The organism is Mycobacterium sp. 1164966.3 (genome assembly GCF_001665395.1).
GTDB lineage: Bacteria > Actinomycetota > Actinomycetes > Mycobacteriales > Mycobacteriaceae > Mycobacterium.
In genome coordinates, this window is sequence record NZ_LZSG01000001.1 from 90,065 (window position 1) to 104,098 (window position 14,034).

General features: G+C 64.4%; 16 protein-coding genes. 10 read left to right on the forward strand and 6 right to left on the reverse strand.

The annotated features are described in order from the left end of the window. Positions 1–25: 25 nt before the first annotated feature. The 4 genes from A9W99_RS00355 to A9W99_RS00370 form a co-directional block, all read right to left on the reverse strand. Positions 26–463: a carboxymuconolactone decarboxylase family protein gene (locus A9W99_RS00355; RefSeq protein ID WP_067371704.1), complete on the reverse strand. Its 438-nt coding sequence runs from the start codon at positions 461–463 to the stop codon at positions 26–28. 2 nt (positions 464–465) lie between these two features. After that, positions 466–1,329 (reverse strand): NAD(P)-dependent oxidoreductase, encoded by an 864-nt coding sequence (locus A9W99_RS00360; RefSeq protein WP_067371707.1) that lies wholly within the window; start codon positions 1,327–1,329, stop codon positions 466–468. Positions 1,330–1,340: 11 nt separating this feature from the next. After that, positions 1,341–2,087 (reverse strand): SDR family oxidoreductase, encoded by a 747-nt coding sequence (locus tag A9W99_RS00365; protein WP_067371709.1) that lies wholly within the window; start codon positions 2,085–2,087, stop codon positions 1,341–1,343. Between the two features lie 74 nt (positions 2,088–2,161). After that, a complete protein-coding gene (locus A9W99_RS00370; RefSeq protein WP_067371712.1) occupies positions 2,162–3,628 on the reverse strand; it encodes an aldehyde dehydrogenase in 1,467 nt (488 codons plus the stop codon). A 169-nt stretch (positions 3,629–3,797) separates the two neighbouring features. Here A9W99_RS00370 and A9W99_RS00375 point away from each other — a divergent pair, with 169 nt between their 5' ends. The 9 genes from A9W99_RS00375 to A9W99_RS00415 all read left to right on the forward strand — a co-directional run bounded on the left by A9W99_RS00375 (position 3,798) and on the right by A9W99_RS00415 (position 10,742). Further along, entirely contained in the window at positions 3,798–4,421 is a 624-nt protein-coding gene (locus A9W99_RS00375; protein WP_067371714.1) for a TetR/AcrR family transcriptional regulator, read from the forward strand. Beyond that, positions 4,418–5,638, forward strand: a complete 1,221-nt coding sequence (locus tag A9W99_RS00380; RefSeq protein WP_067371717.1) for a cytochrome P450 — start codon at positions 4,418–4,420, stop codon at positions 5,636–5,638. The genes A9W99_RS00375 and A9W99_RS00380 overlap by 4 nt, the downstream gene beginning before the upstream one ends. Position 5,639: 1 nt before the next feature. Then, on the forward strand, positions 5,640–6,464 hold the full coding sequence (locus A9W99_RS00385; RefSeq protein WP_067371721.1) for an SDR family oxidoreductase: 825 nt from the start codon (positions 5,640–5,642) through the stop codon (positions 6,462–6,464). Continuing rightward, positions 6,461–7,816 carry a cytochrome P450 gene (locus tag A9W99_RS00390; RefSeq protein ID WP_067371724.1) on the forward strand — a complete coding sequence of 452 codons (1,356 nt, stop codon included), beginning with the start codon at positions 6,461–6,463 and terminating at the stop codon, positions 7,814–7,816. The genes A9W99_RS00385 and A9W99_RS00390 overlap by 4 nt, the downstream gene beginning before the upstream one ends. 11 nt (positions 7,817–7,827) lie before the next feature. Further along, positions 7,828–8,043, forward strand: a complete 216-nt coding sequence (locus A9W99_RS00395) for a ferredoxin (RefSeq protein ID WP_067233170.1) — start codon at positions 7,828–7,830, stop codon at positions 8,041–8,043. Between the two features lie 3 nt (positions 8,044–8,046). Next, positions 8,047–8,592 (forward strand): nuclear transport factor 2 family protein, encoded by a 546-nt coding sequence (locus A9W99_RS00400; RefSeq protein ID WP_067371727.1) that lies wholly within the window; start codon positions 8,047–8,049, stop codon positions 8,590–8,592. Between the two features lie 148 nt (positions 8,593–8,740). After that, complete coding sequence (locus A9W99_RS00405; RefSeq protein WP_067371730.1) at positions 8,741–9,868, forward strand: NDMA-dependent alcohol dehydrogenase; 1,128 nt, start codon at positions 8,741–8,743, stop codon at positions 9,866–9,868. Next, entirely contained in the window at positions 9,865–10,293 is a 429-nt protein-coding gene (locus A9W99_RS00410; protein ID WP_067371735.1) for a ketosteroid isomerase family protein, read from the forward strand. The genes A9W99_RS00405 and A9W99_RS00410 overlap by 4 nt, the downstream gene beginning before the upstream one ends. A gap of 44 nt (positions 10,294–10,337) precedes the next feature. Beyond that, the gene (locus A9W99_RS00415; protein ID WP_067372353.1) at positions 10,338–10,742 is read left to right on the forward strand and encodes an HIT family protein; all 405 of its coding nucleotides are present in this window, start codon (positions 10,338–10,340) and stop codon (positions 10,740–10,742) included. Between the two features lie 81 nt (positions 10,743–10,823). Here A9W99_RS00415 and A9W99_RS00420 read toward each other — a convergent pair whose 3' ends face one another. Both A9W99_RS00420 and phoP read right to left on the reverse strand, forming a co-directional pair. Further along, positions 10,824–12,251: a cell wall metabolism sensor histidine kinase WalK gene (locus A9W99_RS00420; protein ID WP_067371738.1), complete on the reverse strand. Its 1,428-nt coding sequence runs from the start codon at positions 12,249–12,251 to the stop codon at positions 10,824–10,826. Positions 12,252–12,285: 34 nt separating this feature from the next. Then, entirely contained in the window at positions 12,286–13,005 is a 720-nt protein-coding gene (gene phoP / locus A9W99_RS00425) for a two-component system response regulator PhoP (protein WP_067371741.1), read from the reverse strand. A gap of 160 nt (positions 13,006–13,165) precedes the next feature. On the opposite strand from phoP, the gene A9W99_RS00430 reads away from it, so the two are divergent. Continuing rightward, positions 13,166–13,888, forward strand: coding sequence for a hypothetical protein (locus tag A9W99_RS00430; protein WP_067371744.1), 723 nt, complete (start codon positions 13,166–13,168; stop codon positions 13,886–13,888). Positions 13,889–14,034 lie beyond the last annotated feature (146 nt).

Sequence of the window (14,034 nt, forward strand, 5' to 3'; positions counted from 1 at the left end):
TCGTTGGCTGCCCGGCTAGGAAAACTCAGTCCGGCTTGGTACCCGAATGCATCTTCAACGCGTTGCCGACGTTGGCCTTCTTGTCCTCGCCGGCGCCCTTGGCCGCGGCCTTCTTGCGCTTTGCCACGACGGTGTCGACCGCGCCATTGAGTCCCGAACCCCGCGGAAACCCGAGATAGTGCGTGAGGAAGACGGCCATCTCCTTCAGTTCGGTCTCGGTGAGTTCCCCGTTGAGCAGGGCGGCATTGATCTGGATCTCGGCCAGGTCGCGATTTCCGGCGGCGGTCACCGCCGTCAACGTCATGATGCGCTTGTCGCGCATCGACAACCCTGGTCGCGTCCAGATGCTGCCGAACAGGTGATCGACGGTCAGGTCGAAGTATGGGTCGCCCTCGATGTTGGGCATCTCCCAGCCGTAGACCTCGTTCATCTTCTCGAGGCCCTTGCGGCGCAGTTCGTCCATGTTCACTCCTCCGTCGACGCTGTGTGCGGCACGCCGAGACCCTCGGCCAGTCGTTCGAGCGCGACCTGTGCCAAGGGCAGGTCTACCGACACCGCCTCGCCCAGCGCCAGTGCCAGGCTCAGATCCTTCTCACCGAGTATGCGCGCGTGTAAAAACGGCTGATACAGGAAGCTGTCCGGTGGAATGGGTTTGGTGTCATCGCGGAACATGATCGAGCCGGCGCCACCCGTGATGGCATCGGAGTGACGAACCACCTGCCCGAGATCTTGCAGGTTCAGCCCACATTTTTCAGCCAACTTCGATGCCTCACATGCTGCCGCGAAAGAAATGTTGTGAAGCATGTTGCGGGCCAACTTCATTCGCGTTCCGGCGCCCGGCTTTCCCGCGTGGACCACTAACGACGCCCACAGCGAGAACGGCTCCTTGACTAGTGCGAACGCCTCGTCGGTGGCACCCACCATGGCGGCCAGCTCACCCTTCTTGGCGGCCCGCCCGCTACCGCTGACGGGCGCATCCACAATGTGAATGCCTTGCGGCTCGAGTTCTTGGGCTAACTCGACGGCGGTCGTATCGCTGATCGTGGAGTGAATCGCGATCACGGTGCCGGGCTTGACATTCGGGCTCAGCGCGCCCACCACCTCGCGCACCTGCGCGTCGTCCAGGACAGTGACGCTGATGATGTCGGCCTCCGCGATGTCGGCGACGCTGTCGGCCAGCTGCGCGCCCTTCTCGGCGAACGGCGTCATCGCCTCGGTGCGGATGTCGAACACGATGAGACCGCCGGGCCAGTCGATCAGCCGCATGGCCATCGGTGCGCCCTGCTTGCCCAGGCCGATGTAGCCCAGTTTGGGTTGGTTTTCGGACACGCGTTGCTCCTCTACGATCGGATGATCTGTCCGCCGTCGACATTGAAGATCTGGCCGGTGATCCAGGAGGCCTGGTCGCTCAGCAGAAACAGGCACATCCCCACCAAATCCTCCGGCGTCCCCATCCGGCTCAACGGAATCTGCTGCACCATCTGCTTGACCAGTTCGCCGGGCGTGACGCTCTTGGTGGCTTCGGTATCGATCGGCCCGGGTGCGATCGCGTTGATCCGGATCTTCTGGCCGCCCAACTCCCGGGAAAGCTGCTGGGTCAGCCCGTTGACGCCGACTTTGGCCAGGCCGTAGAAGTTTGAATACAGCCACGCCGCGGTGGACGACTGGTTGACGATCGCGCCGCCGCCCCTTTTGGCCATGTGCTTGTACACCGCGCGCGTACACACCAGCACTCCGTCGTGGTTGACGCTCATAAACTTCTTGTAGTAGTCCAGCGGCACGGTCAGCAGCAGGTCGAGCTTCATGCCGCCGTAGATCGCGGCGTTGTTCACCAGGTAGTCGATAGCACCGAATTCGCTGACTGTACGGTCGGCCATTGCCTTCGCCGACTCTTCGTCGGAAACGTCAACGGGCACATGGATTGCCGTGCCACCATCGGCGACGAGCTGCTTGGCCGTTCGTTCGGCGGCGTCGGCGTTGATGTCGGCGACGACCACAGCGGCACCCTCGCGGGCCAGGGCTTCGGCGTACGCTTGCCCGATGCCCTGAGCGGCCCCGGTGACGATGGCCACCTTGTTTTCGAACATGGCTTCCTTCCTGCCCAATGTGAGGTTATGGCACGCATTTCGCGCCGGCGCGTGGGTAAACCACACACTCGGCGTTAGTTCGCCGTCGCTATGAGTTTGGCTTCCAAATATTCCTCGAAGCCGAGAAGCCCCATCTCGCGGCCGTTCCCGGACTGCTTGTAACCGCCGAACGGCGCATCCGCCGAATACCAGACGCCGCCGTTGACGTTGACGGTCCCGACCCGCAATCGTGCGGCCACTGCTGCGGCGCGGTCAGGATCAGCGCTGAACACGGTGCCCGACAAGCCATACGGCGAATCGTTGGCAATCCGAACCGCGTCGTCGTCTCCGTCGTGGGCGATCACCGTGAGGACGGGGCCGAAGATCTCCTCCCGGGCGACCCGGGCGTCGTTGCCCAGGCCCGCGATGACGGTCGGCTCGATGAAGAAACCGACGTCCCTACCGGCCGGCCGGCCGCCACCACACGCGAACGTTCCGCCCTCGGCGATCGCCGAATCGAGGTAGCCTTGTACCCGATCCCGCTGTCGCGCCGAAATGAGCGGCCCGCAAACGGTTTTGGAATCACTCGGATCCCCGGGTTTGATGGAGCCCATGGTGCCTGCCGCGATCGCGACAGCCTCGTCATAGCGGGTGCTCGGCACCACCAGCCGGGTTGTGATCGCGCACCCTTGTCCGGCGTGCATCGACGCGGTGAACGCCGAAACGGCGCATGCGCCCGCCAGATCGGCGTCGGCGAGCACGAGGAAGGCCGACTTTCCACCCAATTCCAGAAACACCTTCTTGATGGTGGCTGCGGCATCGGCCATCACGCTGCGGCCGGTAGCCGTCGAACCGGTGAACGAAATCATGTCTACCCGAGGGTCTTTCGCCAGCAATGCGCCCACGCTGTGGTCGCTGGAGGTGACGATGTTGACCACTCCGGCTGGAAAGTCGGTGTGCTCGGCGATGAGCTCGCCGAGTACCGCCGCACACCAGGGCGTGTCGGGCGCCGGCTTCAGGACGATGGTGTTGCCCGCGGCCAGCGCGGGGCCCAGCTTGGCGAGATTGATCTGGTGCGGAAAATTCCACGGGGTGATCGCGCCGACGACGCCGACGGCTTCTCGCGTTATGGTGCGGCGGGTGGGGATTCCCATCGGCGCCGCGTCACCGAGATCCTGGTTCCATGCATAGGATTCGGCCGTGTCCGCCGAGAACGCCAGGTCGTTGACCGGGCCCTCCAACTGCGCGGCGGCGGTGAGCATTCGCGGCGCACCCACTTCTGCGATGGTGATCTCGCGCAATTCCTCAGTGTGTTGCTGCATCGCGTCACGCAGCTGGCGTACACACCGGACCCGCAGTTCGGTGTTGCGCGACCAGTCGGTCTCGTCGAACGCGCGCCGCGCGGCGTCGATGGCGCGGCCCATGTCATCGGCGTCGGCGTCGGCAGCGACACCCAGCACTTCCTCGGTGGCGGGATTGATCGTCGGGAAGGTGCCCGCACTGCCCGGACACGGTTTGCCGTCGATGAAAAGTGCACTCACGCCGTCGGCGACCAACGCCATGTCTCGCTCCAATCGAATGGACACTTGTCCGATATCGCTTCTTGGAACCATAGCGTTCGGGTTGACAAGGGTGCAAGGGCCGGTCTCAGCGGTACCACAAGATCCCATGTCAACTCCGTTTTAACGCTCGGGGTTGCTTCTCGAGGTAAGCATCCTCTAGCTTGGACATGTGTCCAGCGATGCACTGGTTACCGCGCAACCCCAGCACCAGGCCGGCGGCGCGCCACGCAACCGCCGCCAAGAGGAAACCTTCCGCAAGGTGCTGTTGGCCGGCATGGAGACGCTGCGCGAGAACTCCTACGCCGACCTGACCGTGCGCATGGTGGCGGCGCGAGCCAAAGTGGCCCCGGCGACCGCCTACACCTACTTCTCGTCAAAGAACCACCTGATCGCCGAGGTCTACCTCGACCTGGTGCGGCAAGTTCCGTACTTCACCGATGTCAACGAACCCATGCCGACCCGGGTACATCAGGTGCTGCGCCATTTGGCGTTGGTGGTCGCTGACGAACCCGAGGTCGGCGCGGCGTGTACCGCGGCGTTGCTCGGCGGCGGCAACGATCCCGCCGTGCGCGACGCCCGCGACCGGATCGGCGCGGAGATTCACCGCCGCATCACCTCGGCCATCGGACCCGGCGCGGACCCCAGCACGGTGTCGGCGCTCGAAATGGCCTTCTTCGGCGCACTGGTGCAGGCCGGCAGCGGGGAGTCCACCTATCACAAGATCGCGGACCGGCTGGCCGACGTGGTACGGCTCATCCTGGCCGGATCCGGAAGTAGCGGGAGCGAGCAATGACAGTTCAAGTTGGCGGCCCGGAGCTGGTGCTCGATCCCTACGACTACGACTTCCACGAAGATCCCTACCCGTACTACAAGCGGCTGCGCGACGAGGCGCCGCTCTACCACAACGAGAAGCTCGGCTTCTGGGCGTTGTCGCGGCATAGTGATGTGCTGCAGGGCTTTCGCAACAGCACCACACTGTCCAACCGCGACGGCGTCTCCCTCGATCCGGTGTCCCGCGGTCCGCACGCGTCCAAGACGATGTCGTTCCTGGCCATGGACGACCCCGACCATCTGCGGTTGCGCACGCTGGTGTCAAAGGGCTTCACGCCGCGCCGGATTCGCGAACTCGAGCCGCGGGTCACCGAGCTGGCCGCGCAGCACCTCGACACCATGCTGGAGAAGGCGGCCGGCTCCGAAACTGTCGACTACGTGGCGGAATTCGCCGGCAAGCTGCCCATGGACGTGATCTCGGAACTGATGGGTGTGCCGGTCGCAGACCGCGACCGCATCCGTGCCATGGCCGACGGCGTGATGCACCGGGAGGACGGCGTCACCGACGTTCCGGCTTCGGCCATCGAGGCGTCGATCAACCTGATCGTCTACTACCAGGCGATGATCGCGGAGCGCCGCAAGACGCCGACCGACGATCTCACGTCGGCGCTGCTCGAAGCCGAGATCAACGGCGACCGCCTCACCGACCAGGAAGTCCTGGGGTTCATGTTCCTGATGGTGATCGCCGGCAACGAGACAACCACCAAACTCCTTGCCAATGCCGCATTCTGGGGCCACAAGAACCCCGATCAACTGACCCCGATCTACGCCGACTTGTCCCGGGTGCCGCTGTGGGTCGAGGAAACCCTGCGCTATGACACATCGAGTCAGATCCTGGCCCGCACCGTCTCCGGAGAACTCAACCTCTACGACACGACGATCCCCGAAGGCGACGTCGTGCTACTCCTACCCGGCTCCGCCCATCGCGACGAGCGGGTGTTCGACAATCCCGACGACTATTTGATCGGACGCGAAATCGGGTCCAAACTCATGAGTTTCGGCAGCGGCGCGCACTTCTGCCTGGGTGCCCATCTGGCCCGGATGGAAGCCCGGGTCGCGCTCACCGAACTCTTCAAGCGAATCCGCGGGTATCAGGTTGACGAGGCCAACGCCGTCCGCGTCCACTCCAGTAATGTCCGCGGGTTCGCCCACCTACCCATCACCGTGGAGGTCTCCTGAGATGCCGCGTTTCGAACCACATCCGGCGCGCAGGCCCGCGATCGTCGCGGGCGCATCGTCGGGAATCGGAGAGGCAACCGCGATTGAGCTTGCCGCTCATGGCTTTCCGGTCGCCTTGGGTGCGCGGCGTCTGGAGAAGTGTCAGGAGATCGCCGAAAAGATCCGTGCGGACGGCGGTGAGGCCATCGCGTTGCCGCTCGACGTCACCGACGCGGACTCGGTCAAAGGATTCGTGCACCAAGCTGCCGAGCAACTCGGCGACATCGAGGTACTCGTCACCGGCGCCGGCGACACCTACTTCGGCAAACTGCACGAAATCGACACCGAGACTTTCGAATCACAGGTACAGATTCATCTCATCGGAGCGAACCGATTGGCCACCGCGGTACTTCCGGGCATGATCGAGCGCCGGCGCGGCGACCTCATCTTCGTCGGCTCCGATGTCGCCCTGCGCCAGCGCCCGCACATGGGGGCCTACGGTGCGGCGAAAGCCGCACTGGTGGCGATGGTTACCAACCTGCAGATGGAGCTCGAGGGCACCGGCGTTCGCGCCTCGATCGTGCACCCGGGACCAACGAAGACCGGAATGGGCTGGAGCCTGCCCCTGGAGTCGATCGGTCCCGCGCTGGAGGACTGGGCCAAGTGGGGCCAGGCGCGGCACAACTACTTCCTGCGGGCATCTGACCTCGCCCGCGCAATCACATTCGTCGCCGAGACGCCCAGGGGTGGTTTCGTGGTCAACATGGAGGTTCAACCCGAGGCGCCGCTGGCCGAAGCGAAAGAACGTCAACAACTGAAAGTCGATGAGAAAGAGCTGGACTCATGACGACAACGGCCGTCGTACCACGGGTCTCCGGCGGTGAGGAAGAGCACGGGCACCTCGAAGAATTCCGCACCGATCCCATCGGCCTGATGAAGCGCACCCGCGAGGAGTGCGGGGATGTGGGCTGGTTCCAGCTGGCGGACAAGCACGTCATCCTGCTGTCTGGCGCAGGAGCCAACGAGTTCTTCTTCCGTTCCGCCGACGAGGATCTGGACCAAGCCGAGGCCTACCCGTTCATGACCCCCATCTTCGGCAAGGGCGTGGTGTTCGACGCCAGCCCGGAGCGGCGCAAGGAGATGCTGCACAACTCGGCGTTACGCGGTGAGCACATGAAGGGTCACGCCACCACCATCGAAGGCGAAGTGAAGAAGATGATCGCCGACTGGGGTGACGAGGGCGAGATCGAATTGCTGGACTTCTTCGCCGAATTGACCATCTACACCTCGACCGCTTGCCTGATCGGGCTGAAGTTCCGCAATCAGCTCGACGCCCGGTTCGCCCACTACTACCACGAGCTGGAGCGCGGTACCGACCCGCTGTGTTACGTCGACCCCTACCTGCCGATCGAGAGTTTCCGTCGCCGCGACCAGGCCCGCAAAGACCTGGTGGCGCTGGTCCAGGAGATCATGGACCAGCGGATCGCCAACCCGCCGAAGGACAAGGGTGACCGCGACATGCTGGACGTGCTGGTGTCCATCAAAGACGAGGAGGGCAACCTTCGGTTCTCCGCCGATGAGATCACCGGCATGTTCATCTCGCTGATGTTCGCCGGGCACCACACCAGCTCGGGTACGTCAGCGTGGACGCTGATCGAGCTGATCCGCCACTCCGACGTCTACGTCGAGGTGGTCAAGGAGCTCGACGAGCTCTATGCCGACGGTCAAGAGGTGAGTTTCCATGCGCTGCGCCAGATTCCGAAGCTGGAGAACGTACTCAAGGAGACGCTGCGACTGCATCCGCCGCTGATCATCCTGATGCGGGTGGCGAAGGGCGAGTTCGAGGTCGAGGGCTTCCCGATCCACGACGGTGACTTCGTCGCCGCCTCTCCGGCAATTTCGAATCGGATTCCGGAGGATTTCCCGAACCCCGATGCGTTCGATCCGGACCGCTACGAGAAACCCCGCCAGGAGGATCTGGTGAATCGGTGGACCTGGATCCCGTTCGGGGCGGGGCGGCATCGGTGCGTCGGAGCCGCCTTCGCCCAGATGCAGATCAAAGCCATCTTCTCAGTGCTGTTGCGCGAGTACGAGTTCGAGATGGCACAGCCCGCCGACAGCTATCACAATGACCACTCCAAGATGGTCGTGCAGCTGGCCAAGCCGGCCAAGGTCCGCTATCGCAGGCGCGGCGCGTAAGGATTAATACTATGGGCTCGAATGGATTTCGGATCAAAGCGGATCTGGATTTGTGCCAAGGACACGCCATGTGTGAATTGGAGGCACCGGACTTCTTCCACGTACCCAAGCGGGGCAAGGTAGAGATCGTCGACCCCGAACCGCCGGAAGACGCCCGCGACGAAGTCGAGCGGGCGGTCGAATCCTGCCCTACCCAAGCACTATTCATCCAAGAGAAAGAAGACTGACTCATGTCATCACACTCGCGGGAGGCACTCGAGGACTGGGTCGAACGCTGGCTGGAGGCCAACCGGTCGGCCGAACGGTCAGGCGACTGGAAGCCACTGGCGGATTTCTACGCCGACGACGCGACCTACGGGTGGAACATCGGCCCGAAAGAAGACGTGATGTGCGTCGGCATCGACGAGATCCGCGACATCGCACTGGGCCTCGAGATGGAGGGGCTGGAGAACTGGCAGTACCCGTATCAGAAGGTCATCATCGACGACAAGCAGGGCGAGATCGTCGGATTCTGGAAGCAGGTTGCGACGGACGCCGACGGCTCGCAGTCCGAGATCTACGGGATCGGCGGCAGCTGGTTCCGGCTCAACTCCGACGGCAAGATCGAATGGCAACGCGACTTCTTCGACTTCGGCCACGTCCAGGCGCTCTACCTGGACCTGATGAAGGCCGGGAAGCTCTCCAAGGGAATGCAGAAGCGGATCGAGCGCAGCTTGGCCGGTGAGAAGTTGCCCGGCTACTACCCGCTGGGGCAGGCGCCCGTCCCGATCTGGTGAGCCCGCCGGTTAGCCCGACCCAACCAAGCATTTGTTTCGTTGGACGGCTATGCTGACCGGCAAGAGTGCCCTGTGGCACTCGTCACTACCGTGCCAGGCATGATGGGGCCAGGCACTCTTTCAAAGGCGAAATGGGGTCAGGTCCAACGTGAAGACAAAAGGCGCACTGATCTGGGAGTTCAACCAGCCCTGGTCCATCGAGGACATCGAGATCGGCGACCCCGTCAAGGACGAGGTCAAGATCCAGATGGAAGCGGCGGGCATGTGCCACTCCGACCACCATCTGGTTACCGGCGGCATCCCGATGGCGGGCTTCCCGGTGCTCGGCGGTCACGAGGGTGCGGGCATTGTCACCGAGGTCGGGCCCGGCGTGGAGGACCTTGCGCCCGGTGACCACGTGGTGCTGTCGTTCATCCCCTCTTGTGGGCAGTGTCCGACCTGCCAGGCGGGCATGCGCAACCTGTGCGACCTCGGTGCCGGGCTGCTGGCCGGCGCGGCGGTGAGTGACGGTACGTTCCGCATCCAGGCCCGCGGGCAGAACGTGTTCCCGATGACGCTGCTGGGGACGTTCTCGCCCTACATGGTCGTGCACCGCAGCTCGGTGGTGAAGATCGACCCGTCCGTTCCGTTCGAGGTGGCCGCGCTGGTCGGCTGCGGTGTCACCACCGGCTACGGTTCGGCGGTCCGCACCGCCGACATCCGGCCCGGCCAGGACGTCGCGATCGTCGGTGTCGGCGGAGTAGGCATGGCAGCGCTGCAAGGCGCCGTCGCCGCCGGCGCCCGCTACATCTTCGCGATCGACCCGGTGGAGTGGAAGCGCGATCAGGCCCTGAAGTTCGGCGCCACCCACGTCTACCCCGACATCAACGCCGCGCTGATGGGGATCATGGAAGTCACCTACGGCCTGATGGCCCACAAGGTGATCGTGACCGTCGGTGAGCTGCATGGCGGCGACATCGACAGCTACCTGAACATCACCGCCAAGGGCGGCACTTGTGTGGCGACAGCGATCGGCAGCCTGCTGGACACCAACGTGACCCTGAACCTGGCGATGCTCACGCTGATGCAGAAGAACTTGCAGGGCACCATCTTCGGCGGTGGCAACCCGCAATACGACATCCCGCAATTGCTGGCGATGTACAAGGCCGGCAAGCTCAACCTCGACGACATGGTCACCACCCAGTACCGACTGGAGCAGATCAACGAGGGCTACCAAGACATGCTGGACGGCAAGAACATTCGAGGCGTCATCCGGTACACGGACGCTGACCGGTGACCCAAACGGTCGAATCGCCCGCGCTGACCGCATCCCAGTCGTCGTGGCGGTGCGTGCAGGCCCACGATCGGGAGGGCTGGCTGGCCCTGATGGCCGACGATGTCGTCGTCGAGGACCCGATCGGCAAGTCCGTCACCAACCCCGACGGCACCGGCATCCGCGGGAAAGAAGCCGTCGCCGGCTTTTACGACAAGACCATCGCCCCCAACCAGCTGACGATCACCTGCGAAGAGACGTTCCCCTCGAGCTCACCCAATGAAATTGCTCATATTCTGGTGCTGCACAGCAGGTTTGAGGGCGGCTTCACCGGCGAGGTCCGTGGCGTCTTCACCTACCGCGTCAATGACGCCGCCCTGATCACCAACCTGCGCGGGTACTGGAACCCGGAGATGATGAAGTTCGGCAAGGAGGAGTCGCAGACCTAGCGGTCGGCGCCGGCGGCACTTTCGCCGCACCTATGCTTGAGCGCATGCCGTCGATCTTCACCAAGATCATCAACCGTGAACTGCCCGGCCGCTTCGTGTACGAGGATGACGACGTCGTCGCATTCTTGACGATCGAACCCATGACGCAAGGACACACGTTGGTGGTGCCCCGCGCCGAGATCGACCAGTGGCAAGAGGTCGACAGCGCAGCGTTCAACCGCGTCATGGCGGTGAGCCAGCTGATCGGCAAGGCGGTCTGCCGGGCATTCCGGGCCGAGCGTGCCGGAGTGATCATCGCCGGGCTGGAGGTGCCCCATCTGCACGTTCACGTGTTCCCGACCCGTAGCCTGAGCGACTTCGGTTTCGCCAACGTCGACCGCAATCCTTCGCCGGAATCGCTGGATGACGCGCAGGCCAAGATCAAGGCGGCCCTGACCCAATTGACTTGAGGCCCCGGCCGGCCGCCGAGCGCGCGCAAATGTACGCAAATTCGCCGTCAAAGACGTACATTTGCGCACGCTCGGCGGGTGTTAAACGTGTGCCGCGACATCGCTGACGCGCGGCATGCTGACCCGGAAGCAGCAACCTTCGCCCGGCGCGGTGCGCACGGTGACGACGCCACCGTGCGCACGCACCAGTGAGTCGACGATCGAGAGTCCCAGCCCGGTGCCACCGCTGGCCCGGGCCCGTGACGAGTCGGTGCGGTAAAACCTCTCGAACACCCGTCCGGCATCCTCTTCGGTCATGCCGGGACCTTTGTCGGCGACCTCGAGCACGGCGTCGTCGCCGTCGGTTCCCACCCGGACCGTGATATCGGCAGTCTCCGGGGTGTGCTGGATGGCGTTGGCAATGAGGTTGCTCAGCACCTGACGCAACCGCGCCTCGTCGCCCAGCACCTCGGGGGTTCCCGGGCCATCGAGCACCTGCATGGTGATGCCGCGCTTGGGGTCCATCGCCTCCGCGTCGTGCACGGCGTCGCTGGCCAACGCCAGCAGATCCACCCGATGGTGTTCGAGCGGGCGCTGCACGTCCAGCCGGGCCAGCAGCAGTAAATCGTCGACCAGCAGACCCATTCGGCTGGCTTCGCTTTCGATGCGCGACAGCAGCATGGCCACATCGCGCGCGGCGCCCTGCCGGTACAACTCCGCGAACCCGCGGATGGTCGTCAATGGGGTGCGCAGCTCGTGGCTGGCGTCGGTGATGAACCGTCGCATCCGCTCCTCCGAGCCGCGGGCCTTCTCGGCCGACGACTCCGAGGAAGCCAGCGCTTGCTGGATCTGCGCAAGCATCCCGTTGAGCGCCAAGGAAAGTCGGCCGACCTCGGTCCGGGGGTCACGCTCCGGAACCCGTCGATCCAACTGGCCCGCAGCGATCGCCGCGGCGGTCTTCTCGACTTCGGCCAGCGGCCGCAGACTGCGGTGTACCACAGCGTAGCCGGCGAGCCCCACCACGACCAGCACCGCCACACCGATGCCGAACTGCAGCCAGACCAGGGAGCGAACCGTGTGCTGGACGTCGGACAGATCGACCGCCACGGTGGTAAGCCCGTGTGGTCCGCGCACCGACACGGCCCGCCACTGAATGTTCGAGCCGTTGACCGACGGAAGCGTCGTCGGATAGGGACCGACGTCATTGCTGGGCGGCAGGGCCGGTTCGGCGTTGCGGTCGTTGATGGCGGTGAAGGTGGCGCCGTCGACGCCGATGCCGCGCACGTAGAACTTCGACGGCGGGCGGCCCGGGTCGGGGCCCTCGTAGGGTGGCGCCAATTGGCGTCGCGGCGCCTGCGCCCAGCTGCGCGAAGCCTCGAGCAGCGTCGAGTCGATGCGGCTCACCAGGCTGTGACGCAGGATCGAGGTGACCGCGATTCCCGACGTCGCCAGTCCGCACGCCACCAAGACCAGGGTGCCGGCCACCAGGCCCACCCGCAGCGGCAATCCACGTCGACGCTGTTTCGCCATATCCGCCTATCTCGCCGCGTGAGTGCCCGGTAGTTCAGCGCGGCTCGCGCAATACATAACCGACTCCACGCAACGTGTGCAGCAGCCGCTTCTCCCCGGTATCGATTTTGCGGCGCAGATATGAGACGTAGGACTCGACGACGTTGACGTCGCCCCCGAAGTCGTAGCGCCACACGTGGTCAAGAATCTTGGGTTTGCTCAGCACGGTGCCCGCATTGATTACGAAATAGCGCAGCAGCGTGAACTCGGTCGGTGACAACGACACTGGCTCGCCGGCCTTCCACACCTCGTGGGTCTCCTCGTCGAGCTCGATATCGGCGAACGTCAGGCGGGCGTTGCGTGGTTGGGAGCTGCCCTTGCCGGCCCGTCGCAGGATGACCCGCAGCCGGGCAACGACTTCTTCGAGGCTGAACGGCTTGGTGACATAGTCATCGCCGCCCAGGGTCAGGCCGGCAATCTTGTCCTGCAGAGAATCGCGGGCGGTCAGAAATAATGCCGGGGCGTCGATGCCGTCGGCGCGCAGTCGGCGCAGCACCCCGAAGCCGTCCATTCCAGGCATCATCACGTCGAGGATCACCGCGTCCGGGCGGGCCTCGCGGGCACGATCTAGCGCCTGGGCCCCGTTGGTCGCGGTGTAAACCTCAAATCCCTGGAACTTGAGACTCACTGAGAGAAGTTCGACGATGTTGTCCTCGTCGTCGACGACGAGGACACGAGCCTCCGGTGTGGATTCGCGTTGAGTTGCTGCTGTCATCACGTCAGTTCTCTCGCATCAAGTTGAACGGTACCTTCACAATGGTTGTGTAATTCCTGTGAGGTCGGTACCAATGGTCTGACAAGATTCTGCCAGTGCTCATTGTGTCCGCTTAATGCTTGCTGCGCTATTCAGGCTTAGCGCGAATACACTTCGCAGCATGGATCTGGGCAAAAGCATCGTGGCTCTTGCGACCGCTCCCGCGCGAATCGGGATAGCGGCCACCGAGGCGAGCCTGAACCTCGCCCGCGCGGCCCTGGGACTGGCGAAGCAGGCGCTGGGCGACAGCGGCAACGGCGGCTCGAATGCGATGGCCAACATGCTCGGGATCGACGACGCGCTGGCCCGGGCCAACCGGCTGGCCAGATTGCTCGACGACGACATGCCGCTGGGACGTGCCGTAGCTCCCGACGGGCCGATGGACCGGTTGCTGCGCCCGGGCGGCTTGGTCGACCTGGTGACATCGCCCGGCGGTTTGCTCGACCGTCTGACTGCGGAAGGCGGCAGTCTGCAGCGCGCGCTGCAGCCCGGTGGGCTGGCCGATCGGTTGCTCGCCGAGGACGGGATGGTCGAGCGCTTGCTGGCTGAGGACGGGGTGGCCGAGCGGCTGCTGGCCGAAGGCGGACTGATCGACCAGATCACCTCCAAGGACGGGCCCCTGGAACAGCTGACCGACCTCGCCGACACCCTCGCCCGGCTGGCGCCCGGGATGGAGGCGCTGGAGCCTGCCATCGCCACGCTGCAAGACGCCGTCACGGCGCTCACGCTGGTGGTTAACCCGTTGAGCAATATCGCCGAACGCATCCCGCTGCCCCGGCGCCCACCGCGGCGCTCGTCGGTGCGGCCGGTGCGGTCCCAACGCATCATCGACAGCGACGATTGAGCGGTTAGGCTTGCACCGGTTTTACCGGCCTCCTTAGCTCAGTGGTAGAGCACTCGCCTTGTAAGACGGGCGGGTCGAACGTTACCTGGATGCTTAGGCAGCTGGAGCGTCAATAGGACTGACCGTCGGCGTACCGCTTTCGCCGG